The sequence below is a fragment of the Candidatus Bathyarchaeota archaeon genome (assembly GCA_026014805.1).
In the GTDB taxonomy this organism is placed as follows: domain Archaea; phylum Thermoproteota; class Bathyarchaeia; order Bathyarchaeales; family SOJC01; genus JAGLZW01.
On record JAOZHR010000004.1, the window covers coordinates 76,324 to 102,297 of the forward strand.

At 43.2% G+C, this 25,974-nt stretch carries 34 protein-coding genes; 13 read left to right on the forward strand and 21 right to left on the reverse strand.

Annotated elements, in window-relative coordinates; translation table 11 throughout:
* Window position 1 precedes the first annotated feature (1 nt).
* Complete coding sequence (locus NWE91_00960; protein ID MCW3984973.1) at window positions 2–1,039, forward strand: DNA methyltransferase; 1,038 nt, start codon at window positions 2–4, stop codon at window positions 1,037–1,039.
* The gene (rnz, locus tag NWE91_00965) at window positions 1,040–1,966 is read left to right on the forward strand and encodes a ribonuclease Z (GenBank protein ID MCW3984974.1); all 927 of its coding nucleotides are present in this window, start codon (window positions 1,040–1,042) and stop codon (window positions 1,964–1,966) included.
* On the opposite strand, the gene NWE91_00970 is transcribed toward rnz, so the two are convergent.
* The 4 genes from NWE91_00970 to NWE91_00985 form a co-directional block, all read right to left on the reverse strand.
* Entirely contained in the window at window positions 1,959–2,741 is a 783-nt protein-coding gene (locus tag NWE91_00970) for a sugar phosphate isomerase/epimerase (protein MCW3984975.1), read from the reverse strand. The two genes, rnz and NWE91_00970, sit on opposite strands and share 8 nt — an antisense overlap.
* Before the next feature lie 19 nt (window positions 2,742–2,760).
* Window positions 2,761–2,904 carry a hypothetical protein gene (locus NWE91_00975; protein MCW3984976.1) on the reverse strand — a complete coding sequence of 48 codons (144 nt, stop codon included), beginning with the start codon at window positions 2,902–2,904 and terminating at the stop codon, window positions 2,761–2,763.
* A gap of 64 nt (window positions 2,905–2,968) precedes the next feature.
* Window positions 2,969–3,370: a hypothetical protein gene (locus NWE91_00980; protein ID MCW3984977.1), complete on the reverse strand. Its 402-nt coding sequence runs from the start codon at window positions 3,368–3,370 to the stop codon at window positions 2,969–2,971.
* The gene (locus NWE91_00985; protein MCW3984978.1) at window positions 3,363–3,908 is read right to left on the reverse strand and encodes an AAA family ATPase; all 546 of its coding nucleotides are present in this window, start codon (window positions 3,906–3,908) and stop codon (window positions 3,363–3,365) included. The genes NWE91_00980 and NWE91_00985 overlap by 8 nt, the downstream gene beginning before the upstream one ends.
* A gap of 60 nt (window positions 3,909–3,968) precedes the next feature.
* Here NWE91_00985 and thpR point away from each other — a divergent pair, with 60 nt between their 5' ends.
* The 3 genes from thpR to NWE91_01000 are packed head-to-tail and all read left to right on the forward strand — an operon-like array spanning window position 3,969 to window position 6,263.
* Window positions 3,969–4,574 carry an RNA 2',3'-cyclic phosphodiesterase gene (thpR, locus tag NWE91_00990; GenBank protein ID MCW3984979.1) on the forward strand — a complete coding sequence of 202 codons (606 nt, stop codon included), beginning with the start codon at window positions 3,969–3,971 and terminating at the stop codon, window positions 4,572–4,574.
* A gap of 10 nt (window positions 4,575–4,584) precedes the next feature.
* Window positions 4,585–6,003: a CCA tRNA nucleotidyltransferase gene (cca, locus tag NWE91_00995; GenBank protein ID MCW3984980.1), complete on the forward strand. Its 1,419-nt coding sequence runs from the start codon at window positions 4,585–4,587 to the stop codon at window positions 6,001–6,003.
* On the forward strand, window positions 5,991–6,263 hold the full coding sequence (locus NWE91_01000; protein ID MCW3984981.1) for a hypothetical protein: 273 nt from the start codon (window positions 5,991–5,993) through the stop codon (window positions 6,261–6,263). Before cca ends, NWE91_01000 begins: the two co-directional genes overlap by 13 nt.
* Window positions 6,264–6,268: 5 nt before the next feature.
* On the opposite strand, the gene NWE91_01005 is transcribed toward NWE91_01000, so the two are convergent.
* The 3 genes from NWE91_01005 to serS all read right to left on the reverse strand — a co-directional run bounded on the left by NWE91_01005 (window position 6,269) and on the right by serS (window position 9,136).
* On the reverse strand, window positions 6,269–6,889 hold the full coding sequence (locus NWE91_01005; GenBank protein MCW3984982.1) for a nucleotidyltransferase domain-containing protein: 621 nt from the start codon (window positions 6,887–6,889) through the stop codon (window positions 6,269–6,271).
* 31 nt (window positions 6,890–6,920) lie between these two features.
* Window positions 6,921–7,526: a 30S ribosomal protein S3ae gene (locus tag NWE91_01010; protein MCW3984983.1), complete on the reverse strand. Its 606-nt coding sequence runs from the start codon at window positions 7,524–7,526 to the stop codon at window positions 6,921–6,923.
* Window positions 7,527–7,852: 326 nt separating this feature from the next.
* Window positions 7,853–9,136, reverse strand: a complete 1,284-nt coding sequence (gene serS / locus NWE91_01015) for a serine--tRNA ligase (protein ID MCW3984984.1) — start codon at window positions 9,134–9,136, stop codon at window positions 7,853–7,855.
* Window positions 9,137–9,480: 344 nt separating this feature from the next.
* Between serS and NWE91_01020 the strand changes: the two genes are divergently transcribed.
* Window positions 9,481–9,825: a hypothetical protein gene (locus tag NWE91_01020; GenBank protein ID MCW3984985.1), complete on the forward strand. Its 345-nt coding sequence runs from the start codon at window positions 9,481–9,483 to the stop codon at window positions 9,823–9,825.
* A 70-nt stretch (window positions 9,826–9,895) separates the two neighbouring features.
* Here NWE91_01020 and NWE91_01025 read toward each other — a convergent pair whose 3' ends face one another.
* From NWE91_01025 to kae1, 7 genes are read right to left on the reverse strand one after another with little or no spacing between them, the layout of a single operon-like run.
* On the reverse strand, window positions 9,896–10,153 hold the full coding sequence (locus tag NWE91_01025) for a KEOPS complex subunit Pcc1 (GenBank protein ID MCW3984986.1): 258 nt from the start codon (window positions 10,151–10,153) through the stop codon (window positions 9,896–9,898).
* Entirely contained in the window at window positions 10,137–11,585 is a 1,449-nt protein-coding gene (locus NWE91_01030; protein ID MCW3984987.1) for a DHH family phosphoesterase, read from the reverse strand. Before NWE91_01030 ends, NWE91_01025 begins: the two co-directional genes overlap by 17 nt.
* 18 nt (window positions 11,586–11,603) lie before the next feature.
* Window positions 11,604–12,044, reverse strand: coding sequence for a 30S ribosomal protein S15 (locus NWE91_01035; protein MCW3984988.1), 441 nt, complete (start codon window positions 12,042–12,044; stop codon window positions 11,604–11,606).
* Window positions 12,045–12,104: 60 nt separating this feature from the next.
* Window positions 12,105–12,689 carry an XTP/dITP diphosphatase gene (locus NWE91_01040; GenBank protein ID MCW3984989.1) on the reverse strand — a complete coding sequence of 195 codons (585 nt, stop codon included), beginning with the start codon at window positions 12,687–12,689 and terminating at the stop codon, window positions 12,105–12,107.
* A gap of 5 nt (window positions 12,690–12,694) precedes the next feature.
* Window positions 12,695–13,090, reverse strand: a complete 396-nt coding sequence (locus NWE91_01045; protein ID MCW3984990.1) for a VOC family protein — start codon at window positions 13,088–13,090, stop codon at window positions 12,695–12,697.
* Window positions 13,087–13,734 carry a Kae1-associated kinase Bud32 gene (locus tag NWE91_01050; GenBank protein MCW3984991.1) on the reverse strand — a complete coding sequence of 216 codons (648 nt, stop codon included), beginning with the start codon at window positions 13,732–13,734 and terminating at the stop codon, window positions 13,087–13,089. The genes NWE91_01045 and NWE91_01050 overlap by 4 nt, the downstream gene beginning before the upstream one ends.
* A 1-nt stretch (window position 13,735) precedes the next feature.
* Entirely contained in the window at window positions 13,736–14,761 is a 1,026-nt protein-coding gene (kae1, locus tag NWE91_01055) for a KEOPS complex N(6)-L-threonylcarbamoyladenine synthase Kae1 (protein ID MCW3984992.1), read from the reverse strand.
* Window positions 14,762–14,908: 147 nt separating this feature from the next.
* Between kae1 and NWE91_01060 the strand changes: the two genes are divergently transcribed.
* The 4 genes from NWE91_01060 to NWE91_01075 are packed head-to-tail and all read left to right on the forward strand — an operon-like array spanning window position 14,909 to window position 17,226.
* The gene (locus NWE91_01060; GenBank protein ID MCW3984993.1) at window positions 14,909–15,286 is read left to right on the forward strand and encodes a transcriptional regulator; all 378 of its coding nucleotides are present in this window, start codon (window positions 14,909–14,911) and stop codon (window positions 15,284–15,286) included.
* A 2-nt stretch (window positions 15,287–15,288) separates the two neighbouring features.
* On the forward strand, window positions 15,289–15,945 hold the full coding sequence (locus NWE91_01065) for an RlmE family RNA methyltransferase (protein ID MCW3984994.1): 657 nt from the start codon (window positions 15,289–15,291) through the stop codon (window positions 15,943–15,945).
* A gap of 44 nt (window positions 15,946–15,989) precedes the next feature.
* On the forward strand, window positions 15,990–16,670 hold the full coding sequence (locus NWE91_01070; protein MCW3984995.1) for a DUF4152 family protein: 681 nt from the start codon (window positions 15,990–15,992) through the stop codon (window positions 16,668–16,670).
* A 4-nt stretch (window positions 16,671–16,674) separates the two neighbouring features.
* Complete coding sequence (locus NWE91_01075) at window positions 16,675–17,226, forward strand: stage II sporulation protein M (GenBank protein MCW3984996.1); 552 nt, start codon at window positions 16,675–16,677, stop codon at window positions 17,224–17,226.
* Window positions 17,227–17,259: 33 nt separating this feature from the next.
* Here NWE91_01075 and nadC read toward each other — a convergent pair whose 3' ends face one another.
* The 5 genes from nadC to NWE91_01100 form a co-directional block, all read right to left on the reverse strand.
* On the reverse strand, window positions 17,260–18,132 hold the full coding sequence (gene nadC, locus NWE91_01080; protein MCW3984997.1) for a carboxylating nicotinate-nucleotide diphosphorylase: 873 nt from the start codon (window positions 18,130–18,132) through the stop codon (window positions 17,260–17,262).
* Window positions 18,119–19,324, reverse strand: coding sequence for a hypothetical protein (locus NWE91_01085; protein MCW3984998.1), 1,206 nt, complete (start codon window positions 19,322–19,324; stop codon window positions 18,119–18,121). Before NWE91_01085 ends, nadC begins: the two co-directional genes overlap by 14 nt.
* Window positions 19,325–19,328: 4 nt before the next feature.
* On the reverse strand, window positions 19,329–19,955 hold the full coding sequence (locus NWE91_01090; GenBank protein ID MCW3984999.1) for a TIGR00296 family protein: 627 nt from the start codon (window positions 19,953–19,955) through the stop codon (window positions 19,329–19,331).
* A gap of 73 nt (window positions 19,956–20,028) precedes the next feature.
* Entirely contained in the window at window positions 20,029–20,925 is an 897-nt protein-coding gene (locus NWE91_01095) for a fumarylacetoacetate hydrolase family protein (protein ID MCW3985000.1), read from the reverse strand.
* A gap of 40 nt (window positions 20,926–20,965) precedes the next feature.
* Window positions 20,966–21,784: a hypothetical protein gene (locus tag NWE91_01100; protein ID MCW3985001.1), complete on the reverse strand. Its 819-nt coding sequence runs from the start codon at window positions 21,782–21,784 to the stop codon at window positions 20,966–20,968.
* A 373-nt stretch (window positions 21,785–22,157) separates the two neighbouring features.
* Between NWE91_01100 and NWE91_01105 the strand changes: the two genes are divergently transcribed.
* Complete coding sequence (locus NWE91_01105) at window positions 22,158–22,586, forward strand: hypothetical protein (GenBank protein MCW3985002.1); 429 nt, start codon at window positions 22,158–22,160, stop codon at window positions 22,584–22,586.
* 12 nt (window positions 22,587–22,598) lie between these two features.
* Here the strand turns inward: NWE91_01105 and NWE91_01110 are convergent, their stop codons facing one another.
* Window positions 22,599–23,093, reverse strand: a complete 495-nt coding sequence (locus NWE91_01110; GenBank protein ID MCW3985003.1) for a CDP-2,3-bis-(O-geranylgeranyl)-sn-glycerol synthase — start codon at window positions 23,091–23,093, stop codon at window positions 22,599–22,601.
* A gap of 29 nt (window positions 23,094–23,122) precedes the next feature.
* Complete coding sequence (locus NWE91_01115; protein MCW3985004.1) at window positions 23,123–23,818, reverse strand: AAA family ATPase; 696 nt, start codon at window positions 23,816–23,818, stop codon at window positions 23,123–23,125.
* Window positions 23,819–23,904: 86 nt separating this feature from the next.
* Between NWE91_01115 and NWE91_01120 the strand changes: the two genes are divergently transcribed.
* Together NWE91_01120 and NWE91_01125 are read left to right on the forward strand one after the other, a co-directional pair.
* Window positions 23,905–24,540, forward strand: a complete 636-nt coding sequence (locus NWE91_01120; GenBank protein MCW3985005.1) for a hypothetical protein — start codon at window positions 23,905–23,907, stop codon at window positions 24,538–24,540.
* On the forward strand, window positions 24,533–25,807 hold the full coding sequence (locus NWE91_01125) for a Clp1/GlmU family protein (protein MCW3985006.1): 1,275 nt from the start codon (window positions 24,533–24,535) through the stop codon (window positions 25,805–25,807). Before NWE91_01120 ends, NWE91_01125 begins: the two co-directional genes overlap by 8 nt.
* Window positions 25,808–25,974: the final 167 nt, after the last annotated feature.

The window sequence follows — 25,974 nt, forward strand, 5'->3', positions numbered from 1 at the left end:
AGTGCCTTCACTCTTCTTTCTTCTCTCAGGTGAACATGAAACGCTTCCGTTCGCGGAACTGAAAGCAATTCTGGAGACCGAAGGCATCGTTTATGAAGAGGTGCAAACGCTACCACAGATTCTGCGGTTGGATGCAGTTATTGATGCAGTCAAAGCGGTTGAAGGGCGAGCCGCATTGACCCGAGTTTGCTGTCAGGAACTGTTCTGTTGTAAAGCTTCTTTCGCCAATATTGTGAAGGCCATGCAGTCTGTCACGTTGGAAAACCTTCTCAACTCGGGTGAGAGTTTTGTTGTGCGTGTTCGGCGGGTAGGTGAAGCAGCGCGAAATTTGGTTGGTATGGATTTGGAACGGAAGCTTGGCGAACTGATTTTGAACAAGGCTAAAGGAGTAAAAGTCAACCTTAAACAGCCACAGAGAACTTTCTTTGGAACGATAACTGATGACAGCTTTCTTTTTGGATTGAAATTTGCAGAAATATCGCCCACTCCTTTCATGCAGAGGCGACCGCGAAAACGTCCCTTTTTTCACCCGTCAGCAATGCCTGCGAAGTTGGCGAGATGTATGGTTAATTTGGCCAAGCCTAATAGCGGTGATTTGGTTCTTGACCCTTTCTGCGGTACTGGCAGCTTTCTCATAGAGGCTGGTTTGCTGGGCTGTCGGGTGTTGGGTTTTGATGCTAAGAAGCGCATGGTTCGAGGGAGCTTGCGGAATCTGAGGTTTTTCAACATAGACTGTGAGGGTTTGGTGGTTGCAGATGCAAAGCGTTTGCCTTTAATGAAGGTGGATTGCATTGTTACAGACCCGCCATATGGTCGCTCTGCATCCACAATGGGATATACAACAGGGCGAATTATTCAGGATTTTCTAGCAATGTCCAGTGATAAGATAGCGAAACGAAAACGCATATGCATAGCCGCTCCTAAAACGGTTCACATAAGCGAGATAGCTGAAACGTTAGGTCTTAGACATGTTCAGTCCCACTTTGTTTATGTACATCGAAGTCTCACAAGAGAAATAGTTGTGTTGGAGAATGCGTAGATGAGCTTACAAGTCATTTTTCTTGGAACGGCAGGTAGCGTTCCTACACCTACTAGATCGTTACCAGCCATCGCAATACAGAGAAAAGGCGAGCTAATTCTCTTCGACTGCGGCGAGGGCGTTCAACGTCAAATGGTGAAGGCAGGTTTAGGCTTTAACAAGAAAATGAAGGTATTTATAACTCACATGCATGGCGACCATATGTTTGGCTTACCCGGGCTAATCCAGACAATGTCGCTGCTAGACCGCATAAGGAAGCTTGAAATCTACGGGCCAACAGGCTTGGAAGATTTTGTTGAAGCCATCGAAAAAACTGTGCAGTTCACTCTTACGTTTCCTCTTCAAATAGCCAAAATTAAACGTGAAGGGCTTGTCTGCGAAGAGAAAGAATACGAAATATATGCTGCATGGGCAGACCACATGTCTCCTGCATTCGCTTACAGCCTTGTTGAAAAGCCGCGTCCAGGCAAATTCTATCCTGAAAAAGCCAAAGCGTTAGGAGTTCCCGAAGGCGTGTTGTGGTCGAAACTTCAGCATGGGTCAGCCATAAAGCTGTCAAACGAGAGACTTGTTGAGCCCGAAGAAGTGGTTGGTCCACCGAGACCAGGAAGGAAAATCGCATACACTGGGGACAGCAGATCTACAAAGTCTCTAATGAAGTTGGCTAAAAACGCTGATCTACTGATCCACGACAGCACTTTCGATGATGAACTTGCAGAAAGAGCCACGGAGGACGGACATTCTACACCGAGCCAAGCCGCGAAAACTGCAAAAAAAGCTAAGGTGAAGCGGTTGATTCTGACGCATATCAGTGCACGTTATAAGACGCCCGATTTGCTGTTGAATCAAGCTAGGAAAGCCTTTGTGAATGTTGATGTGGCTGAAGATTTTATGAAAATTGACCTGCCGCTGCTTGATGTTAAGTGAGCAGTTTTTGCAGTGTTGCTATGCTTTCCTTTATGTTGCAGTAGGATTCCACCATTACAATTCCCTTGAAACCTGCTTTTTTAATGCCTTCTGCGAATTGTTGCCAATTTACAGTGCCATAGCCGACTCCTAGGTGTATGTCTTTGGTTCCTTCGTTGTCATGTGCGTGGACGTGAACAATCTTCTTGCCAAAAGCTTCTATTAAAGCGTGAGTTTGACAGTTGATGTTAGAGTGCCCCACGTCTAAGACTAAATCTAAGTCTTCGCCGAGATCATTGAAAAAATGGGAAAACTGCTCAACATTTGCCACCAAGAAACCATATTGTGCTGGAACATTTTCAACTACAATCTTTATCCCATGCATTCTGGACAGCTTCAGCAGATTCTGTACCGATTCAATGTTTGTTTTCCAGTCCACACATGGATAAAAGCCACTTATCCCCGTCCGCAACCCTGAATGAAACACCATTAGACGGCATTCGAGTTGTCGTGCAAAAGCCATAGATTTCTCAAGTCGTTTAAGAATAAAATTGCGCAAATCTTCTGCTGGTGCAGCGATGTTTATACTTGCGAAGGGCGCATGCAACGTGTATGTCAAGCCTTGTGACTCACCAATTTCCTTAAGCTTTTTCACTCGCCCTTGGTCGAGTCTGTGCCAACCATCATCAATCAGCTCCGCATAGTTCACTGTTACCTCTTGCAGCCTTTGACAAAGACTAGAAAATGGCTCACCTAAACAATGTAGCATAGACAACCCGATTTCAATCTTGGTCATAACAGTTCACTATCCACCGCTAGATAGCATTAAGAGTTTGGCTTGTTCTCAAGATTTTTACTTCTCTTTTCGCCATTACTTCCGATACTTCAAGGCTTGACTGAAAACCCTGAACGGCCACTATATCCATGGCTCCGCCACCGCATGAGACAATAATCCTCATTGTTAGTTCACTCATTTGAAAGAGAATAGTAGAAACGCGTGATTGAAGTTTATATCTTTCCGTTTTACACGGTTCTGGGTGCAAGCCAATCGATAAGTTTCAATGAATGATCACTTTTGATTCTGACTTTTATTGGCCCAAGGGGGCTTTCTGCAACTGGGTCACAGAAGGAAACGTGGCCGGCGTAGGCGACTTGCTTGTTCAAATAAAACGTGATAGTGTTTCCCTTTAAGCCGTGAAACAGTACACCTCGTGCCGCGTCTCTGATGCGTTCTCTTCGCAGAAGATTGCCAAACTTTGACAGGATTTCTATATTTTTAGCTCGAGCTACGAGTAAGCTACCTCTGCGCAGAGGTTTCTCTTCAAGTTCCAAAGTGCCAAACATGTTTTCTGCGGCTTGCTTAACTTTATCCACATTTTCAGTAGGGTTAACCTCGACTTCTACATGCACGTCTACTTCATCCATTTTTCGTCACTTTCTCCAAAAACTTGAGCACTTCTTTCTTGAGCTCGGCTTTTTTTCCTTCATTCAGTATCATCACATCTGCAGAAGCGATAACGTTGCCAAGCCCAACGCGGAGTTCTCGCCAATCCCGCTCCAGAAATGTTTCCCAACTGGCTGGGTCATCGCTTCGTTTACGTTTAAAGAGCCTTTTGAACCGTGTTTCGGGCGAGGAGTGAATAGCTAAGAGCTTGAATTTCACAAAGTGCTTTTGGAACTCGTCTGCCTCATAGAGACTGCGAACCCCGTCAACAATAACAACTTTATCCTTCACTTCCCCAATTTTTGGGACACACCGTTTCGCCACCACTGCAGGGCCGCCTTCTTGACGCATCGTCAGCATAACTTTACCCACGTTTTCAGGCGTCGGCTCTAAACCTCGGAGTTCTGTTTCTTCTCTTACTTCATCACCCATAACAACAACGCCGCAACCCATTTTCTTAGCAACTTCAACCACCGTTGCTTTTCCAGCACCAGGCATTCCTGCAACTCCGACAACGATCTTCCTCTTCAATACCTATACAACCTACAATCTTAGCTTTTAGGTTAAAAGTTCTTATAAATGGTTTACACTGAAACTATGAAAGAAGGATTCAGGATGCAAGAACCCATCCGCAGCTTCATAGCTTTTGATATCGATAATGAGGCAATTCTGAAACGGCTATCCGAGACCCAAGAGAAGCTTGTAAGAACTGGTGCTGCTTTGAAACTTGTCAAGCTGGAAAACATTCACATCACGATGCGTTTCTTAGGGAGCATACAGCCAAACATGGTTGACAGGATTCACAAAGAAATGGAACAAGTGCCATTTACATCCTTCAATGTGGAGATTCGAGGAGTAGGCGCCTTTCCCAAGCTTAAATATCCGCGCGTTGTCTGGGTAGGCATCCAAAAAGGCTCTGAGAATCTTAAAGACGTTTTTAACCAGTTGGAGTCACGTCTTCGAAAACTAGGATTCAAGCCGGACTCGAAAGGATTCAGTCCCCACATCACAATCGCTAGGGTAAAAACAGGTCTTAATAAAGCAGAGCTTATTCGTTGCATAAATGAGTTAACGAATTACGAGTTCGGAGTTTTAAAAGCAGATTGCTTGAAGCTTAAGAAAAGCGTCTTGACACCTAAAGGCCCCATATACTCTATCTTGAAAGAAGTTTGCCGGGAGAACTAAGGCGTTTATAATGGTTTCAAAGCTTGAAGGAATACTTCAAAAAATCTTGGAAAATACCACGCCTACCTTTGAAAAGAAAAAACGCGTTCTTGCATTGGCGAAAAAGCTTACACGAAAAGTAGAAGAAGTTGCACTGAAAGCAGAGTTAGATGTGGAAGTACGTGTTGAAGGGTCAATTGCAAAAAACACGTGGCTAAGAGAATCGCCAGACATCGACATTTTCATGCGTGTCTCCTCAACTGTGCCGCGAGAAGCTTTTGGCACTACATGTTTAGATATTGCACGAAAGGCGACAGCAGGCGCTGAACAAATTGAACGCTTCGCAGAACATCCATACCTAGAGGCAGTCATAGACGGAACTCGAGTGAATATTGTCCCTTGTTATCGAGTAAAGAAAGGAGAATGGAAAAGCACAACCGACCGCACGCCTTTTCACACTGACTACCTGAAACCTTTGCTAAATGAGAGAATTTGCAGCGAAATTCGCCTTTTGAAACAATTCATGAAAGGCATCGGCGTCTATGGCGCTGAAATTAAAGTAGGCGGCTTCAGTGGATATCTTTGTGAGCTCCTTGTCCTCTTCTACGGTTCCTTTCTTCAAGTTTTAAAGGCTGCAAGCAGTTGGAAGGCTCGAACGTTCATCGATCTAGAGGGTTATTATGATAGGCCAGCAGACGAATTGCACTTAGTCTTTGAAGAACCTTTAGTTATAATTGATCCAGTTGACAAGGAAAGAAACACCGCATCGGCAGTGAGACAAGAGCGATTGGATGAATTTGCTGCGGCATCAAGAGTCCTTCTAGATAAGCCAAGCACACAGTTATTTTATCCTTCAAAAACAAAGCCTCTCAGCTCCGAAGAGCTACTACAAGCAATGATAAAGCGTGGCTCAAGCCTAATCTTTATACAGTTCGGGAAAGTGAAAGCGGTCTCTGACATTCTTTGGGGGCAGCTTTACAAATCCCAAAGATCGCTTCGAAAACTTGTTAGACAGCGCGACTTTCGCATTATCCGTGACGCTGTATGGAGTGATGAAAAAAACCTAAACATATTTCTTCTGGAAGTAGAGCATCGTTTTCTGCCACCTTTGAAGAAGCATCTTGGACCGCCTTTAGAGAAGAGGAATGAATGTAAGAAATTTCTTCAAAAGCACACCGGTTCTCCACGGACATTATCTGGACCTCGAATCGAAGAGGGACGATGGGTAGTGGAAATAGTTCGGAAGCATACGAGTGTTATCGAATTGCTAGAGGCTAAGTTGAAAGATGGAGGGAGAAACGCTGGCGTAGCGAAACTTGTTTCCCAAGCTGTTGCAAAGAACCTGAAAATCTTGGTTAATGAAGAAATCCTTCCAACATATTCACACAATCAAGACTTTGCAAAATTCTTAACTGAGTATGTCAAGGGAAAACCAAAATGGTTAAGTTGAGAAAGATGGAAGCTACTGTTAGAGAGTACGCACTCATCGACTTCTCCCAAGTTAAAGAACTGATACCAAAAGCAAAAAACTTTGGTGACCCCTTCCTTGAAACTGAACGATTGAATCTTGAGAAAAACACTTCGCTAGGATTAGGTAAAATCTTCGTTGCAGCCTTGAAAGGCCAAGTCATCGGCCACATTTCACTTGGTAAGAGAGCTTTGCGCGCGCGCGAACGCTCACTATCAAGAGTTCACAACGTGTTCGACTAAATTTCTTATATTGGCAGAAATTTTTGTTCAGGATTTTCCTCTAGGACCATCTGCAGTTGTTTTATGGTTGAACCTGTAACTATGTCTCCGTAGATTTCACACCTAACTTGGTAACTAATGTCTTCTGGGCTACGGACTACGATTTCTGCATGGTCATTTGACGGAAAATCCACATAAATGTGGAAGGACTGCCCCTTTTTCCCTTTTTTTGTAACCGTTTGGATTTCGGTCCTCTTTATTGGATAGTTGTTTTTCTGAAGTGTTGAAACAATTTCTTGCGGATTTTTTGCATAAGCAGCAATATCGATGTCGCTGTTGCGGTGAGCAGTCCCTCGCCACACACTTCCAACCAAGACTGGACCAAAATTTCTGAGAACTCGCATTATTTGGAGAGCTTCACGTCTCATTTGGACGAGTCTTTCCTGCCTTGTTTTTCCTTCTCTTTCCTCGGCGATTCGGTCAAGTTCTATTGCCACTTCAGCATTATTCGGAAGAACATGAACACCTAAAATTTTAGCAGCACGCAGCTTAGCCTGCTTATACTCCTTTTCTTGCCCCGTGTAAAGCATTCCCGCAGCTTCTTGAGCAACTCGTTTCCTTTGATTTGTTCGATGGTTGTGGCTCACTACATTTCCCATATCATGGATAAAAGCTTGATTATGCTGCTGCAACAGCTATTTCAGTTGGTCGAAATGTAAGTTTGGATTTTCTTATACCTATGTGACGTATAGGTGCAACCTTTTTAGCTTCATTGTAGATATCTGAGGCTATCTTGCCCAACACCACTTCTTGTACAAACTGGTCGAATGCAAGGGCGGCAGCTTTCTCGCTTACAATCTGCCTCATAATGCTTCTCATAGCTACTTCTTGAGATGTTTTCACACGATTCAAAGTAAATGCGCACACCGCAACTCGCAGCCCAAAACCATCCTTCGCTGTAACATTAAGAACGGCATCAATACGGGTGGTCCTACGTCGAACCAAACTGCGCAGATAGTCTCGACTGTATTCATGTCCTTTAAACACCGTTTTGGCTGCTTTACCATCTACTTCGGTGATTTGAAAAGACATCTTGAGGTATTGGTGAGCAAAGTCGTTAGTGATATCGTAAAGCGTAGCGTCGACGACTCTGCCGATAAGTTTTTTCGGGTCATCTGCTGGTATAGCGCCCAGTTCAACATTACCGAAGTAATTTGGCGCTATGATTGTGTACCAAGATTTGCTGCGCCATTTGTCACGGACACGCTTTCCACGTTTAGACACATTTTTAACCTTCGCTGCGTCTGGAAAATTCAGCATCCTTCTATTAAAAGTTTTACTAGCTGAACCATACTAGGTAGGTACATGCAAAAGCTATGTTCAAGCAAGAGAACATATCCGGATATATTGGAGATGATGAGAAACGATGAAAACTGAAGGAAAGTTGCTCGATGGCCTCGGCGAACTACCCGCTTTTCTAGTTGTTCCTGTAACAGTTGGTCGAAATTAAGGGCGGCTGCTGCGTTTTTGAAGCAGAAAAACCAGAGAATCATGAGTTGCGACCGCATAATTACTGATTTAGATGACACTTTAATGCAAAATTGAAAGATTTAAAGTGGTTCCAGCTTTTCTAGGCTATTCATGTATTTAGTTAAGACCTTAGGAATAAGAACTGACCCGTCTTTTTGTTGGTATTGTTCTAAGACTGCCAGCATTGTTCTGCTTGTAGCTATGGCCGTATTGTTTATTGTGTGAACATAACCTTTAGGCGCCTGTCCTTCCTTCTCTCGATAGCGAATGTTTAAACGTCTTGCTTGATAATCTGTGCAATTCGAATTGGAACCAATTTCTCTGTAAACACCATCAGCCATCCAAACATTAATATCATACTTTTTAGCCGCCAAAATCCCAATGTCACCGGTGCAAACGTTCACTACCTTATAATGCAGCCCCAACGCTTGATACAGCTCTTCCGCGTTCTTCTGCAATTCTTCGTGGAAACTCCACGAGTTCTTTGGGAGACACAAAATAAACTGTTCAACTTTATTGAACTGGTGCATCCTAAACAATCCTTTAGTATATTTGCCGTGAGCGCCCACCTCCTTTCTAAAACAGGAGCTCACACCAACCAACTTAATTGGCAAATCATCCTTAAGCAAAACTTCATCCATAAACATGGCCGCTAGAGGATGCTCAGCCGTAGCAATCATGTACAAATCTTCGTTTTCAACCTTATACATAACATTCTCAAAATCCGCCAAATCGGTTACACCTTCGTATGGTTTCCGCCTTAGCATAAAAGGCGGCTCAATAAGCTGATACCCTTCCTTAAGCATGAAATCGATGGCAAATCGTTGCAGAGCTAAGTCTAGCAAAACTAAATCGCCTTTAAGATAGAAAAAGCCATGACCAGCAACTTTGGCGCCTCTTTCGTCGTCAATCAACTCTAAACCTTTTGCAATTTCTAAATGGTTTTTTGGTTTGAAATCAAATTTTGGAGGTCTAGCCCACACTTTAACCTCTACGTTGTCATTTTCGTCTTTTCCAATAGGTACTGATTCGTGCAAAATGTTAGGTAGCCTCATTAGAATGTGGTCAGCATTCTGTTTGCATCTCTCCCCTTGCTGCTGTAAAGCAACAATTTCGTTGTCCAACTTGCGACCTCGCTCGATTTGTTTCTCGATTGGTCTTCCAACATTTTTCAAAGAAGCTATCTCATTCGTGATTTTTCGCCTTTCATACCTAAGCTTATTAGCCTTGGTTAAGAGGTGACGCCACTCGTGGTCATGTTTGATCAAGTCCTCTAACATTTGGAGCTTCTCAGCGTCGCGCCGCTTCTTCAAATTTTGCCTTACAATTTCCGGGCGTTCACGAATTAGTTTAATATCCAGCAAGGCTATCCAACGTCCCTACAATGAATTTAGCTATTTAGCTTTATGTAGCTACTTTTCGCAACTAAATAACTTTTTTACATGCATTTCCTGGAGACAACACAGAAAATCGAAAATCTAAGGCTATGGTCTCAATATCTTACTTGCTTACATGATAAGGCTTCCTGCAAGCCTAGATCTGAAAGCATAATATGAAATTGGTAGCGTAGAATTTCGCGCGTGGGATTCTTAGCTTCAGTACGAATTGCAAAATTACACACTTGCTGAACGGCATATGCTTGATGTGTTTTCTAACTAAATGTTAATACAATCAAAGTGTTAGAGGGTAAGCGAGGTCTTATAGTTTAATGAAATTCTCTAAGCAGCTAGGCATCTTTCTGATATTGATTGGCGTTGCTACTTCTCTGATAATTGTGGGAGAACTCAGCGGCGAGTTTGGAAAAATAAGGCAACTGTCATCTAAACCTCAAAGAGTTTTGAGTATAACTAGAGGTGAATTCATCTCCCTAAACAACAGTGTCCTTTTCGGATTCGACGTTGACGGCGAAGGAAAGGACGTTCTCAGAGTGAAGTGGCTACGAACCAAACTTTTAGTTGGCACGAGCCAATCGAAAATGGGAAAAGAATTTTTGGAAGCGAGAGCTTCATGTTGGACACAACACTATGCTCATTTGAAATCGATGTCACTGTAGAGTCTTACGACAAGCAGACACTCAAAATCGTGGACAACACCAAGCCAGCCAGCTAGATTTGGTGCCTAAACTATAGCTTCGACGCCTTCACAGCCTCAAAGGTTTTTTCTGCCACCGATATGCAAGCCAACAAATCGTCTAAAGTTGCTATGAAAGTTCCTAACGGCTTCTCGCAACACACTACAGCCAACAAACGGCAATCATTCCTTATCATCTCGATGCTCAAGCCTAAAGGCACTTCAACGTTGTCGGGCGAAACCGCTTTGACAACCGCCTTCGCCTCTTGTTCAGTTTCATAAACAAAAGAAAGCTTAGCTTCCAGCTTCAATTTGCTCCAACCATTTCTTAACCAGCCCGTCCACCAACTCAACGAAAGCATCTACATCCTTTATTGGAACCTGAGCCCCCGCAGCAATGTCGTGCCCGCCGCCGCTACCCCCAAACTTTTCTGCAGCCAGACGCATGATCTCACCCAAGTCTAACCCTTTATTCGTGAGCACATCCAAAGTTCTAGCCGAAACCTTCACCACCTCATCATCAGCAATGGCATAAGCAATAATAGGCTTCTCCAGCTTTGGCAAACTAGTTGAAAGAATAGAAGAAAGAGTGCCGATTACCTTCTCGTTTATAAAGTCTCCACCACGAACCACATATATACTCTCCAACTCGTCAATGCGCCCAGGCTCTTCCATCAACCAGCTCAAATACTTGGTAATAGTCCGCCTATAGTCTCCCAAAACTGTTTCAGCTTGTTCCAAAGCAGAGCCTCGGTCTCCCATGCATATAGCAACGCCTAGGCCAGCTTTTTCCATGCGGCCCGTCCCATTCAACAAAACTGAGAATTCTCGAGCGTCTCTGAGGGGGGTCCACGGTTCTTCATGCACAAGTGTATACACTGACCCTACTAAATTCAACACGTTACTCGGAAAGCCTTTGGAAATCAGATGGTCTGAAAGCGCGGAGCATAGCCGCTGTTTCTCCTCTTTAGAGAGGTCTCTTAACGCTCGCCACTTATCTCCATGTTTCGGCTTTATGCCGAGGCTGACGAGAAAGGCAAGGCTTTTGTCTTCTTCTCCGCTGATGCCTGGGAGAAAAGGGCTTGTTGTGTAGGCTAGGGCCTTGTGTATGGGGCGAGTTTCTCTACCGAAAAACATGAGGTCCTTCTCAACTTTCAAATATCCAACGGCTACAGCGTCGGCTACAATTTTCTCGTTTAACCCTCCTAACGCCCTTTGTTCATACTTGTCTTGTATGTCGCCCAACGCACCCACTACTGCTATGGCAGCCAAATCCCTATTCGCGTCATCTAGTGCACTAGCCACGAAATAAGCAACACCTGCACCGCTAATGTTTTTAGAGCCATCAATTCCATGAAGGTGAGGGTTCACTTGAAATATTTTTGCGATGGAGTCACCAATCGGTTGATGGTGATCTAAGATAACTATTCGATGATTGGAAAGATGCTCGCTTAAAACGTTCAGGTAGCCACTGCCTAAATCTGTCAGGATAGTAAGTGCAGGCTTATCAGAGGTTATGTCTGCCACAATTTTCTCGTCTACCCATTGTTGAATTCTGACACGGAAATTGGCCCCCAGCCTCGACAACGCTTTCCCGATAACGCCTGCTGCCGCTAAACCGTCAGCATCTAAATGGGAAACAACGTGAATAAATCCGTCTTCTTCGACGCATTTAGAAATAAGTTTTGCAGCCTTAGAAGCATCGCTTGTGAAAGCCTTTATGGCGTCTTCTCCTATCGCCATTTTCACCCCAAAATTTACTTAGACGATAGAAGCAGCCCTAGGTGCATATTTCCAGTCAGATGGTAGAACGCCTTTACGTTTGTAGTATTTGGACAATTTGTAAATCTTAGCCTCTACAACCTGCAACGCTCGTTTATTAGCTAAATCCATTTTGTTCTTCTCAAGGTGAGTGGAGAGCCCTGAAGCCTTCTTTAATAGCATTTCAAGGTCTTCCGGGATAGACGACGCCATCTCAGCTTCTGCTAGGATGCCGGTGATGCTTTTTCCTGTTATGGTTTTTGTCAGTGGGATGCCATGTTGATCTCGCAGTATGGTGCCTATTCTGCTGGGAGAATGCCCCTCTCTCGCCAATTTTATGACTATTGCTTCCACTTCTTCAGACTCGTATTTACACCATAAGGGGGGTCGCTTACTTACAGGACGTATCGAATGTGATCTTCCTTTTTCTTGCTTTGGCAACTATCTTACCTCCGAAAGCTCTTTCTAGGACACATTGCAGATATTTAAAACTTCTTAAACCTAAAAACTTGCCGTATACCATTCAGCGAATTTGCGAAAGGCTTTGGCTCGATGTGAATGTTGATTTTTTTCCTCTATAGTCATTCTGGCAAAAGTTTTCGATGAGTTCAAGGGTGTGAAAATGGGGTCAAAGCCGAACCCTTGGCTGCCACATTTTTCTTTAACGATTTTCCCTTCAACCTTACCGTGGAAGCATAATGCTTCATTCAAGGAAGGGCTTATGAAGGCAACGACTGATTCGAAATATGCGTTTCTGTTGGTTATGTTTCCCATCAGTTTCAGAACCCCATCGTTGCTGATTGTTCGGTAAACATACGAAGAGTAAGGACCTGGAAAATTTTTTAGTGCTTCGATGAATAGGCCTGCGTCTTCTACCATGATAGGTAGGTTGCATTTTTTAACTGCGTCTACAGCGCTTGCTTTCGCAACATTTTCTATGTTATCATCCTGAATTTCAACTGCACCAATTTTTTTCAGCATTGCCGTTGCTATCTTGTAGTCGCTTAGGACTCGACGAGCTTCACTAAACTTGTGAATGTTGCTTGTTACAATGAATGTCACTCTGCCTTTTATAAAATCGGTCATAGAACTCACGTAGTTTTAGTGCCTTTCATGCTTACTTTAAAGTATTTCTTCCAGTCAATTTGCACAATTTCCAATAAGTTTCCGTCGGGATCAAGAAAACTCGCCTCTCTGCTTCCCCAAGGCTCATTGTGAGGTTTTTTGACAGAATCTACACCTTTCTTCTTAAGTGTTCCATATACTGCTTCAACATCATCCACAAAGAACTCAACAGATGGCGCATCTTCTATACGTCCTTTTTCCTTTCTGCCGGGTCTAAGCCCGATTTCCACTCCGCCACATTGAAAGCCAGCGTAAGAAGAATATTCATACTTCTTGTTAAGCCCCAAAGTTTTTTCGTAAAAAGCAACAGCTTCCTTGAGATTGAATACAGCGAGAGTTATGCCCCAAATACTTTTAATCATTCTTCTACTTTCCTCCTTTCAGAAATATATCGCCCTCGCTTTTCAATCTCACCTATCTTTCCTAATACTTTTTTCGCCACTTCAACCCCAACAACTTTAGCGTAGCCTTCCAAAACGGCGTTGAAACATTCTTCAGCATAACGGAAATGGGTACTTTGAAATGCGCGCTTCATAAGATGAAGATCAACGCCTCTTAATTCCAGCTCAACAGTTTTTTCTCCAAGCCCAAAATCAACAAAAACCACTTTTCCACGGGGAGTTAATATCATGTTAGAAGTTGTAAGGTCGCCATGAATAATACTGTTGCAGTGAAGACGACCAATAAGTTCGCCAATGTGCCTGCTTAAGCTTTGACGTTCTTCAGAAGAAAGATTGTCTAAAATCTGTTTCACCTGTTTTCCTTCAACGAACTCCATGATAATATTCGAATCAGCTAGATCTACCATAAAAATTGTAGGAGTTAGGACTCCCGCCTTTTTCGCATGATGAAGAAGCTGAGATTCGTGAATGGTTCGGTAAGCGCGGATTTTTTCGTCTATTTCAGGAAGCCTATATTTTTTTGGGAGCCGTCGCTTCATAATCACTCTCCGCCCTTGCCAATCCTCGAGAAAAAGACTCGCCTCCGCCCCTTTCTTGACCAGCATACTATCCTTCAACCCATGGCGCTTCTACGTCCTCAAGTCTCCATTTCAATCGGACAAAACTCCTTTCAATAGGCGTAGTTAAGCCGTGCTTGTACGCAAGAATACCCGTCCAAGCAATCATAGCGCCGTTATCCAAGGCTAATCGTTTTGGAACTACACAAAAATGGCTGTCATGCTCATTAGCTATGGCATTTAACATGGCCTGCAACCGCTTGTTTGCACCCACTCCCCCAGTTAAAAGAACCTCCCGTTTCTCAGTATGTGCTAAAGCACGCTCAGTAACCTCAGTAAGCATAGAGAACGCCACTTCCTGCAAGCTATAACACAAGTCTTCAAGCCTGCATTCTCCACTCTTAAGAAGCCGAACCGCGGCTGTAAGAAGCCCACTGAAAGATAAATCCATGCCCTTAACACTATAAGGTAAGTCAACCAGCCTTTTTCCTCCGCGTGCAAGCTTCTCTACCATAGCGCCCAATGGCATCCCCTCATGTTGACGCTGTCCGGCCTCCCTCGCAAAAACATCCAAACAGTTGCCTACAGCAATGTCCAAAGTCTCACCAAAAACGCGATAACGACCAGCGTCAAACGCTGAAACTATCGTGTTTCCTCCAGAAACGTACAACGTAATAGGATCTAGAGCGCCGGTTGCAAGTTTGCCGATCTCAATGTGAGCCACGCAATGGTTAACACCCACCAACGAAACGTTAAGATAAGATGCCAAAGCTCGAGCGGCAGTTGCACCTGTGCGAAGACATGGTCCTAGACCAGGACCTTGCGAAAAAGCAACGATGGCGATGTCCTTCGGCCTTATGTCAGCTTTTTGAAAAGCTGTAGAAATGACTTCTCCAGCGACTTTTGCGTGATGCCTCGCAGCCTCCCGCGGATGGATGCCGCCCGTTTCAGGCATGAAAGCATCAATCACGTTTGCTAGAATGCTTCCCTCGAAGTTCAGTATTCCAACGCTGAAATCGTCTGCAGTTGCTTCTATACCAAGACAAAATTTCTGCGTTGAATTATGCCTTTGCACTTATTCCAACATCCAAACAGCCAATATACAATCTTTGAATTAAACACTTCTCGGTTTAATTTAAAGTGGTGGAATTTGAGTTTTCATATACATCTTTTTATTCTTAGACAACACTATTTTATGTGAAAGCTTTGAGGAAACCAAGAAATGCCGAAACGCAGTGACCTGGAGTATAAGGCTCTACAATTCATCGCCAACACTAGTGACGAGGGCGTACTTCAATCTGATTTGTGGCGCCAACTGGACGCCAGCAGCAGAGAAGGCTCTCGAATAGCCATCAAACTGGAAAACAAAGGGCTTATACGACGTGAGCGTGAACTTTTTCAAGGTCGATGGACTTACAGATTATATCCTAAAAGAAAGCCAGCGTCGATAAATTCTATAATTGATTGTCCATGCTTAAGCTGTCATGAAAGCATTCAATGCGGTGCCTACGGAGCTATCTCTCCAAATGATTGCGAGAAGCTTACTGAATGGCTTGCCAACTTAGTTCGAGAAGATGGTGGCTTGCAAGGTGACAGCTGAGTTTGCCTAAAGCATGGGTGAGAGAACGAAAACGAGATTATTATTACAGAAAGGCCAAAGAAGAAAAATACCGTTCTCGAGCAACCTACAAACTTCTGCAAGCAATAAGCAAATACCATTTTTTAGAAAAAGGTGACGTTGTTGTTGATTTAGGCGCTGCACCTGGTGGCTGGTTGCAGGCGTCTCGGAAAATTGTCGGAAAAGAGGGTTTTGTTCTAGGGGTTGACTTGAAAAGGATTAAACCCTTTGAAGCAGCTAATGTTCAAACCATCATCGGCGACATAACAGATTCTGAAACGCAGAAGCTGATTAGGAGTGCTTTACCCTCATTAGCAGATGCTGTTATTTCTGATGTTTCACCAAATGTTTCCGGAGTCTGGGAGGTTGATCATGCTCGACAAATAGATTTGGCTCGCGAATCTTTGACTCTTGCTTTAAGACTTCTCAAAGTTGATGGAAATTTTTTCGTGAAAGTGTTTCAGGGTGACATGTTTCAAGATTTTGTTGAAGAAGTTAAACAGCATTTTGCCAGGGTTGAAATAATGAAGCCTAAGGCAAGTCGAAAGAAGAGCGCCGAGATTTTTGTTCTTGGACTGGGGCTTGAAAAAAGAGTAGGTGCCCAGCCCTCAAATTCTTTTAATTATTCGCGTTTGTATTAAGGGTTAAATGTGTACATTACTATGTAAGGTTGGGTGAAAGCGAGTTGAAGGTTGTTGCAGCAGACTCGGGTGCAGCCTTACTGAACACTCGCTTTGAGCCATTGAAAATTGTTGCCGCGGCTGCTGTTCTCGTTGAACCACCTTACAGAGAAGCAAATCAATTCTTGGTTGAGCCAATTTTCGCTCCAGTAAAAAATGGGCATGGCTTAATAATTCACGAACTTGAGCTTTGTCGATTGTTGCTAAAAGAGGTTAGAGCCGATGTGGTCCACTTGGATATGTCTATAGGTGGATTATTAGTGGAAGAGATTTCGCCAATTCAGCTCAGAGGAAAAGCTCGCAGTAGCGTATTAAAGATTCTGCCGAAAATAAGAAAATTAGCAACCGACATTAAACGAGTTTATGGCATAGATGTATTAGCTATTGGAAAAGAGAGCGTTCCAGTGAGAATCGCAGAGTTAACTACTGGAGCTCACGCAGTTCTTTACGCTTGTGAAAAAGCTTTGAAAGAAGGTAGAGAACAGATTTTGGGTTTGCCCTCTAAATGCTATGCGAGGGTTATACAGAACACAGTTACGTTGCAGTCGCTCATAGCTGCTGAACACGATATTGCAGGGTACGCTGAAGATAACGGGGAAGTGTTGGAAAAAATCCGAATAGTGGAAATGTTGAATCCGTGTGCTAGAGGATTTCGAGCATTAAGAATAGTTCCTAAAGTGAGATAGTTAAATGATTGAAGTTATGGAAAAGCTTCAAACTGTAAGGTTTAACATGCAAACGAGAATCGTGATTACTGTAATCTTCTTTGTTGTTGCTTTGATTGTTACAGCTGTCGGAGTACTTGTTTTCAAAATTGACGTGCAAGAAGCACAGAGATTTAAGGAAGAAATTAAAGGAGAATTTGAACGATTCGATGACTTGAGGTTTATTTTTGGAAACAACTTAATTCACACCCTTATCATGTTTGTTCCCATCATCGGACCAGTTTGGGGGAGCTTTGTTCTCTTCAACACAGGCACGATAATCGCCATATTCGGCATCGCTGAGGGAACCCAACCGATCCTATATTTTCTGTTGTTTTTCTTGGTTCCTGTTTTTTGGCTTGAATTTGGTGTGTATTCTATCTCTATGGCTCAAAGCGTCATTCTGCTCTTGCAAATGTTACGACATCGTGGCAAGAAAGAAGCAGTGAGAACCTCCATACTCATTACAATATGCACTCTAATTTTGTTGCTTGCAGCTGTAGTTGAATGGATTATGTTAGATGTGATCAGAGGCTAAGCCTTACGTAGAAGACTGCATGCAGAAATGGCGTCATACTTTGGACTTTCTAACTTTGACAACTTCGAGACTCATGTTTAACGCTTTTACGCTGTGAGTAATTTCGCCAATGCTTAGAATGTCAACGCCTGCTGCCGCATACTCGAGAATATTCTTCTCAGTTATTCCACCACTTGCCTCAAGCAACACTTTGTTTCTAATTCCTTCCTTCGTTAAGATGGACACAGTTTCCTTTACTTTTTCAGAAGGAAAGTTGTCCAGCATAATTATATCAGCACCCGCTTCAGCTGCTTCCAAAGCATCCCTAACAGATGCTACTTCAACCTCCACTTTCTTAGAAAAAGAAACAGTTTCACAGGCTTTTCTCACAGCGTCGCCCACATTACCAACGATTTTTATGTGATTGTCTTTTATCAAAACCAAGTCGTCAAGATGCAACCGGTGTGTGTCACCACCGCCGAGGAAAACAGCTTTTTTGTCAAAATAACCAAGCCCAGGCGCTACTTTTCTTGTGCAAGCCACACGGGTCTTGTAGCCTGCTGCTTTGACTTTGCCTATCAAACGGTTTGTCGTGGTTGCTATTCCACTCATTCTGGAAAGTATGTTAAGGAGAGTCCGCTCTGCGGAAAGAAGAGTTTTGGCATCCCCAACAATGTGCAGAATAGAAGTTTGAGGTTTAACTTGCGTACCATCAGACGTTAAGGCGTTCGCCTGTAGATTGAGACTTTCACATAAGACCAATGCCTCTTCTATCCCGGCCACTAAGCCGCCTTCTTTCACAACAACTTCGGCTTCAACAATTGTATTCTTCGAAATTGTGAGATGAGTTGTTATGTCACCTTGCCCAACGTCTTCTTCCAAGAACCTGCGAAGTTTTTCTTCTAAAATCCGTTTAGGCAGAAACACGAGCCTTACCTCTTTCAGCTACCTCTATAGTTGTTTCGATAGCTTTTTCTAACCCATCTACATCCGAAACCTCTTTCTGAATTTTCATAGCTCTTTCCATGGAATACTTGTCCTCCACAATTTCTTTTATTACTGCCAGAAGAGTTTCTCTGTTGAGATTGTCTTGCTCAATCACTAGAGCAATGCCAAGCTTTACAGCTTTCTTAGCGTTGTTAAATTGTTCAGTGTGGCTTGGTGTGGGGATTAGGATTGTAGGTTTGCCATAACACATCGTCTGCAATATCGTTCCGTGGCCTGCTCGGGAAATTACAAGGTCGCATGCTTTCATGTATTCAAAACGGTTTGGAACCCATCCAAAAACTGTAAAGTTGCCATATCGAACCGGGGTTATATGGGATTTTGGGTATCCAAGGGACATAACGATTTGATAGTCATCTGGAAAATTCGTGAAAATTCTTTGGAGAATTTTTATAAGATAAGCTCGTTCTTTCAAAGGCCCACTGATGGGCGCAAAAATGACAGGTTTTTCGTCGTCCAAGCCGAGTTTTTTACGCAGTTCTTCCCTAGTCGGTAATGCATCTGGACGAAGGGATAGAATTGGACCAATGAGTTTTATTTTCTTTCTATAAGCTTTTGGGATACGTAGATTATCTGTAGAAATGGTGTAGGGCAACGGAAAATCCGGAATCAACACCTTAACTCCTGTCGTCCAAATCTTTCCGATAATTGCAAGGGTAATAGCATCTGCAAGTTTAGCTAGTCGCAAATAGTGGGTTTTTCGTGGAATGATTACTTGAAACTGGTTAAGTATGCAAATAGTTGGAATGCCTAGAATTCGCGCCGCAACGATAGGTGAAGCTCTTGAATCCGACACAACCACGTCCGGTTCAAAGGTTTCCATAACTTCAATTTCTTTGCCTACCTGTCCTAAAAAGTTGAAAGGAGCAACGAAGGGTCCTGGATTCAGAGCTGTTCTTCTAAAATCCACCGTTCCGTCAGGCTTAACTTTGAAATCCATAGGTGGAACCTCAACTGTAGAAAACCCTTCTTTGCGGACATAATCAACAGCATCGCGGTATGTTGAGAAAAAGATTTCTGTGCTTTCGTCTCTGTTCTGCAGTCCTCTTGCTATTGGGATGCAACGACCTGCATGTCCGAGACCGACACCGCAAGGAGCAAACTGGACTCGCATGAATTTATCTCCCGCCAAGTTCTTTTCGTTTTATTTTGCCTCTAGGGGTGTCTTCCTGAAAAACTATTGCTTGAAATTTATGGATTTTCGTCGTCTTTATTAGCCAATTGTCTGGGGGTAGGCCAGCTTTTATACAGCATTGACAGAGGAATTCTTCTTTATCCCAGTTGTATTCAACAGGTACTTGGGGTAATAAAAGACCTTTGTAGAATCCTCTTTCTACGATGAGGCCGTTCTTGCCTATCTTGATCCTTGATGGAAGGTGCCTCGGATCTTCAACTTCCACTAGTTTCGGGGGTGTAAGCACACTGACTTCAAAAATGACTTTGTCAAGTTCCTCAGAAGAAAGGGAGGAGAAACGTGGGTCTTGAGTTGCAGAACTGATGGCGCACTCTATAACAGCTTGCGCCAAGACAGTGGTTGGATAAGGGTAGCCTATGCATCCTTTTAATTTCTTTTTGCCATTTTTAAGGCTGTTTATAGTAACGAAAACCCCGCAGCGTTGCATCAGCTTGGCAGGTGTGTCTTTGGGCACATTGACGACTTTGCCCGTTTTTAGATGTTCCTGTACAGTTTTTCGGGCAAGCTTAACTAGGAACTCGCCTTCTTCTTGTGTGAGCTTGAATACCACCAGAATTCTCCTCAACTGAGAATTAATTGACTAATGTCTTGTGGACAGCCTTAAACTTATCCGTAAATATTTCCTAAGGCGTTGGGTTCTCTTCCAATACCTTGTTCCTTAGGATTCCTATACCTTCTATTTCTATCTCTATATCGTCACCGTCATGAAGAAATTTTGGTTTAGGCTTCATAGCGAACCCTACACCTGCAGGAGTCCCTGTTGCGATAATATCGCAGGGTTTTAACGTCATGACACAGCTAAGGTGATGCACGATTTCGAATACATCAAACACCATATTCTGGGTATTGGAATTTTGCCGTGGTTCCTTGTTGACCCATGTGCAAACTCGTAAATTGGCCGGGTTCTTTATCTGACTGGTAGTTGTGATGCATGGTCCGGTAGGTGCAAAAGTGTCGAAACTTTTTCCTCTGGTCCATTGTTTATCCTTAAACTGGATGTCCCGCGCGGAAACGTCGTTGAGAATTGTGTATCCAAAAATGCATGATTTGGCGTCGTTGACTGAGAAGTTTTTAGCCTCTTTGCCCACCACAATGGCTAACTCTGCTTCGTAGTCAAGTTGTTTCACGAATTTGGGCTTGACAATGTTTTCGTTGGGGCCTATTATGGTTGTATGAGGTTTCATAAAAATCACTGGTTCGTCAGGCGGGTTTTTACCCTGTTCTGCAGCATGGTCTTTATAGTTTAAACCTAGGCAAATAATCTTCGGCGGCATCGCAATTGGCGCCTGTAGTTTCACTTTGCCAAGAGGGAGCATGGCCTTTCCAAGACTTGTTCTTGGTGCATTTTGAATCAAATGTTCTATGCTGGGTTCTTCCATGCCTTGTGAGATTAGATTTTCAAGACTCGCTGGAAAAGGTTGTTCCAGCATTTTTGCTAAGATGGGCAAGCAAATTACTTGGTCTTTGTCTAAAATTCCATAGGACTTTATTTTTGAACTTGAGAAGCGAACTAGCTTCATCGATTTCACCTAGATAAGTTCGTCATATAATACATATCTTTCAAGGGGGAACTATCCCCAATCTAGTCACAGAAACGTCTTTGTTTTCCAATTCCTCAATGAATGGATTTATCCCCACAGAATCACTTGAGATGTGCCCGGTGATTACCAGGTTGCCTACACCATCAGCCTTCAATTTTTCAAGGTCTCCAGGGCTTACGTGAATGTAGATTAGCGTGTTTATTCCATGCTTGAAGTATGTTTTTGCGATTTCATAGCCCCCATTTGTTCCAGCCCCATGGGACACCACAATTTTTCCAGCTGGATTCGCTGCTTTTCCTAGACATATCTTGATGTCTGTAATTGCATTTTTGAATTCTGGCAGTTTCTCAAGGGCTGAAACAACATCTTCTACTGTGGAATCTTTCCAAGTTTCATGCTGAATATTGAGAGCCATAATTCGTCTTCCCATCTCATCCAAAGGCGTATGGACATTCATGTAAGGCATCTTCAGAAGTCGAGCCACATCCACTACATGATTGTAGTTTCTGGTATGCATCTCTACTTCTAAAGCCGTAATCTTCTTGCGAACTGCTTCTTCAGCCTCAAGTTTTGGGATGCCAGCATCGATCATCTGTTGAATGTGCCTCTTGAAAACTTGATGAAAGTCTATGACAGCTGATCCACCCTTAGGATGATGAGAGATTACAGCATCGTAGCCCAGTTGTTTTGCAAACAGAAGTTCTGGAACATCTGCGTCTATTCCAAAAAGAACGTTTTTGATGTCTTTTCCTTCAACGTATATAGCGCTGTCTGCTGGCACCGATTCGAAGCCTACAAGTTTTAGAGCCATGTCCATTATTTCTTTTGTGCTGACCATTTTCCATTCACCTACTTTCTCCATTCACCCCTTGTGTCAGCAGGTGTACGATCACTTAGTTTGTGGGCTTTCATGAAGCTTCTCTCTTCTCCTTCTATTAGTGAAATACGTTTAACAAGCTTTCTCTATGGTTGGTTTGTAGAATTCATCGTTGACCCTCGACATGCTTTTGCAGTTTTCTAGTTGAAGTGTTTGAGATGTTAATTCTTGCAAAGATGGTACATCATTTACAGACTGGAACCTGTGCTGTTTGTTCCAAGTAGACTTTCAACGGGGCAAGAATACGTTTGAGTGGAGAAGGAATATTTAAGTAGATTATGCGAATGCATATAGGGAAGAAAGGTATGCTTAACTCTAAGGAGAAAAGAATGAGTTGTCTCGCAAAGCAAGAAAAGGCGCCTCATCGCTTTCCTATCATCTCCAGAAAACCTACTGGAAGTTAGTGACGCTTAAGCCCTCAACCTTCCTCTTAGCAACCTTAGCCATAGCCGCTTCCATCTTTCTGCTTGGAGGGGGAATCTATGATATTTTGGAACAGCCAGTAGTGGCATTTATCAGTGGCGGAAGGATTATACCCTATTACCCTCAAGCCCTAAACGAACAGCTTTTGGGCGAAAGCGTCGCCGCCATGATTTTATACTCCCTCGGCATCGCAGGATTAATACTGATGTATCGGAGCACAAAATACGCCTACAACCCAAGAGAAGCATACACCACACTATTGATCGGCTTGCTTCTTCTACTAATTGGATGGATGCTTGTGGAGTTCTTCCTTTTCCCAAGCACGATCAAACCATTATAATAATGGGCAGAGTCACCACGGCTTCTTTTTCATGTGTGTTAGGTACGCTAGGAGATTCGTTAAGAGGTGTATAGGTATTGTAATAACCAGAATGGTCAATGCCATTGTAGGTGTTGGCGGAGCAACTGGAAGAGAAAAAAGTAACGCACATAAAGCAAAGCCAATTTGATCAATTATATGGAGAGAAGCGCCTGGAGGAAGGTCTAACCGGCGCTTGACAAAGGCACCACCCAAATCTCCCACTAAAGCACCTAAGGAGAGCATAAAACCCAATAGCAGATTATAGTTGTTGAAAACAAGACTTTCTCCGATGCTCACTAATGTTCCAATAATTAGCCCCGCGAGGAAACCTTTGAGAGTTTTGTGAGGACCAAAAATTGGTCGACCGTCTTTGAAACTTCTGCCAAAGTCTAAGGGGTGTCCCCCACCAAAGATTACTGGAACGGCGTTGGCAACGTAGGCAGGAAATATGAATATGAGAGATTCTGCAACTAATTCCAGTATCACTGCTTCCGTTAAACCTCCTTTCCGAAAGTCTATCCCCTATAATCGTGAAGGCCTTTTTCTTCAATCTTCAAGAATATTGGTTTGACTGGTTTTTTATCTATATGTGTTTCTACGTTGGCTTTGATTACATTGGTTTGAGCTGTTGGCTTTAGGCTTATGGTCTTGTCTGTCCAAAACTTCAGAACCCTTGTAGCGACAGGCTGCACTTTTCCGTGTTCTTCAAGGATCACGCTTCGCACTTGGCTGACAATTAGGCTTGCCACTTTGTGGGTTTTGGTAATTTGAGCTAGACATGCCATTTGGCGGTTCAATTCACGGTTTAGAGCAAATGTTTTCTTCATGTCATCTCCTAGTCTTTCACTGTAGAGATTTGTGATCGTGTCAACGACGATAAGCCCTACTTTCTTGCTTATGTAATCATTTAGCCTGTCGATGACAATAGTTTGCTGTTCAAAATCTTCAGGTTTCATCAAAATAATTTGGTGTGCAAGGGCTTCGAAGTCGTCGATAGCAATCTGTGCCATACGCCTAGGGAAAAAAGTGCTGTCGCAATCTATGAAAATTGTCTTATAGCTCATTCTTGCACAGTTCACGGCGCATTGGATAGCCAAAGTTGTTTTTCCAGTTTCAGCTTCTCCAAAAACGAGCACCATGTTTCCCTCTAACAATCCGCCTCCCAACCGCTCGTCTAGTAAGCCGCAACCCGTGGGAATTATTCTTTTCAAGGGAGCTCACACGCCAAAACGAATTAATAACTGCAAAAATTAATAACTTTGTCTACGTTGACTATGTCAAAACGAAAGGACAAACCATGAAAGCAAAAATCGCCGTAGCAACAGTCTCTGGGAAAGCCTATTATTTGATAGTTAGCGAACTTAAGAAGAAGAACGTATCGTTCCTAAGTTTGAAGCCAAACGATGACATACCCTTGGACGTAAAAGCAGTAATAACGACGAAGAAAGAACGCTCCAAAATTACACATCAAAACGTGCTAGAATACGAGGAACCCAAAAAATTGGCAGAGATTGTGGACGAAGCAATCAGGATAGTTAAGGGAAAGAAAATATACGAAAGACTCGTGGTGGGAGTTGACCCAGGCCAGAATTTTGGCGTCGCGGTTCTCGGAGACGATAACATACTTGAAACCGAAGATTGCACAAGCGCAAGCGAAACAGTAAACACGATAAAGAATGTTTTGAGCCGCACCCCAGCTAATCATATAACTATTAGAATCGGAAATGGCGCACCTTCTTATACGGAAGAACTCTGGCGCAATCTAAACGATGCTATTCCGCGGAATATAGTCATTGAAAGTGTAGGAGAAGAAGGAACAAGCCAGTGTCTTGGCGAAACTGCGCATAGAAGAGGAAAAAGAGATGTCAGCTCCGCCATAAAAATCGCCCAAAGACAAGGGAGAGTATTGCCAAGAAGGAAAAACGATGATTAAAGAAATTAAGACAGACAAAACACTACTCGTCAACGGTCCGGCTTCAGTACACCTTATTTCAGGCGAAACAGAAATCCTTGGCGCACCATTAGGCGTTGGAGAAATAGTTGTGATTAGAGATGGAAAATGCACCCCCTTCTACGTTAAGAAAGAATCCTCTTTTGACATAACACGCGCAGAAGATTCAGTAGTTGAAGAAGTTGATGGCGACACTATTCCTGCGTCGTGGCAGAAGGCGGCAGAAGAAATCCTTACTTTGGAAAGGCCAACAGTTGTTATGATCATGGGCGAAGTGGACTCTGGAAAGACAAGTCTTTGTACGTTCTTAGCTAACAGAGCCCTCGAAGCAAAGTTGACAGTAGCCATTGTTGACGCGGACTTGGGGCAATCAGATATAGGACCACCCACTACAATAGGCCTAGCTTACATAAACAGACCTATAAAAGACCTATTTTATGCCAAGGCGAACGATCTACAGTTTATTGGCCTTACAAACCCGAGTGGCGCAGAGGAACACGTTGTCCACTGTATCGCTGATTTCAAAAATCGGGCTCTCGGAAGAATTAAGGACTTTCTGTTAATAAACACTGATGGGTGGATTGAAGGCGAAGCGGCTATTCGATACAAAGTCATGCTAGCAGAAGCAGTTGCGCCTAATGTAGTTGCTGGGATAGAACAAGAAGAGAAGCTTGCCCCCATATTAGGTAAGCTTAAAATCCCCGTTTTAGCCGTGGAACCTTCCACTGCCGTCAGAAAACGTGATAGAGAAAGACGAAAAACCCTCCGTGAGTTGAGCTACAAAAAATATCTCAGAAACGCCAAAGTGGAGACATTCCCGCTTAACTGGATTAAAATAGAGGGAATACATGTTTCTCCAAGCCTATTTCTTACCAATGAACGCCTAAGAAGGATAGAAGAAACTCTGGGAATTCGACCTGTTTTCTGTGAAGAAACCGTTGAAGCAATTTGGATAGTTTTAAAGCGAAATCAAATGCTCGACTTTGAAAAGTTGTATAGGGCTGAGGAGGTCTTCAAGAAAAAAGTAAAGGTGATGCAGAAAGGCGATGAAAAGGGCTTGATTGTTGGGTTACATAATGAAGAAAACAAATTTCTAGGTCTCGGCGTCGTATGCGGCATCGATTACAGAAGGAACGTTATGAAAGTTTACACACCAGTAACTCAAGCGGTGACGACCATCCGCATCGGCAATGTTAGATTAGATGATGCATTTAGAGAAATCGGCACAAAGGTAACTCTGTGGACCTAATCCTCAACCAACTTAGACGGACACAAGTGATTTATTGGACACCGTTTACAGAACGGGTTCGCTGCACGGCAATACTTTCTTCCATGCAGAATCAAAAAGACGTGAACAGCGTAATAGTCTCGAGAATCAAAAAGCATTTGAAGCCTTTTCCTCACATCTTTATAACC

Bases quoted from the DNA above. Each gene is read 5' to 3' on its own strand.
- NWE91_01000 (MCW3984981.1), top strand. From the start codon at position 5,991: ATGGTTAAGTTGAGAAAGATGGAAGCTACTGTTAGAGAGTACGCACTC.
- NWE91_00980 (MCW3984977.1), bottom strand. From the start codon at position 3,370: ATGGATGAAGTAGACGTGCATGTAGAAGTCGAGGTTAACCCTACTGAA.
- NWE91_01050 (MCW3984991.1), bottom strand. From the start codon at position 13,734: ATGCTGGTCAAGAAAGGGGCGGAGGCGAGTCTTTTTCTCGAGGATTGG.
- NWE91_01030 (MCW3984987.1), bottom strand. From the start codon at position 11,585: ATGGCGATAGGAGAAGACGCCATAAAGGCTTTCACAAGCGATGCTTCT.
- NWE91_01020 (MCW3984985.1), top strand. From the start codon at position 9,481: ATGAAATTCTCTAAGCAGCTAGGCATCTTTCTGATATTGATTGGCGTT.
- rnz (MCW3984974.1), top strand. From the start codon at position 1,040: ATGAGCTTACAAGTCATTTTTCTTGGAACGGCAGGTAGCGTTCCTACA.
- NWE91_01120 (MCW3985005.1), top strand. From the start codon at position 23,905: ATGAAAGCAAAAATCGCCGTAGCAACAGTCTCTGGGAAAGCCTATTAT.
- thpR (MCW3984979.1), top strand. From the start codon at position 3,969: ATGGTTTACACTGAAACTATGAAAGAAGGATTCAGGATGCAAGAACCC.
- NWE91_01085 (MCW3984998.1), bottom strand. From the start codon at position 19,324: ATGCGAGTCCAGTTTGCTCCTTGCGGTGTCGGTCTCGGACATGCAGGT.
- NWE91_01060 (MCW3984993.1), top strand. From the start codon at position 14,909: ATGCCGAAACGCAGTGACCTGGAGTATAAGGCTCTACAATTCATCGCC.
- NWE91_00975 (MCW3984976.1), bottom strand. From the start codon at position 2,904: ATGAGGATTATTGTCTCATGCGGTGGCGGAGCCATGGATATAGTGGCC.
- NWE91_01125 (MCW3985006.1), top strand. From the start codon at position 24,533: ATGATTAAAGAAATTAAGACAGACAAAACACTACTCGTCAACGGTCCG.
- NWE91_01075 (MCW3984996.1), top strand. From the start codon at position 16,675: ATGATTGAAGTTATGGAAAAGCTTCAAACTGTAAGGTTTAACATGCAA.
- NWE91_00970 (MCW3984975.1), bottom strand. From the start codon at position 2,741: ATGACCAAGATTGAAATCGGGTTGTCTATGCTACATTGTTTAGGTGAG.
- cca (MCW3984980.1), top strand. From the start codon at position 4,585: ATGGTTTCAAAGCTTGAAGGAATACTTCAAAAAATCTTGGAAAATACC.
- NWE91_01040 (MCW3984989.1), bottom strand. From the start codon at position 12,689: ATGACCGATTTTATAAAAGGCAGAGTGACATTCATTGTAACAAGCAAC.
- NWE91_01045 (MCW3984990.1), bottom strand. From the start codon at position 13,090: ATGATTAAAAGTATTTGGGGCATAACTCTCGCTGTATTCAATCTCAAG.
- NWE91_01100 (MCW3985001.1), bottom strand. From the start codon at position 21,784: ATGGTCAGCACAAAAGAAATAATGGACATGGCTCTAAAACTTGTAGGC.
- NWE91_01095 (MCW3985000.1), bottom strand. From the start codon at position 20,925: ATGAAGCTAGTTCGCTTCTCAAGTTCAAAAATAAAGTCCTATGGAATT.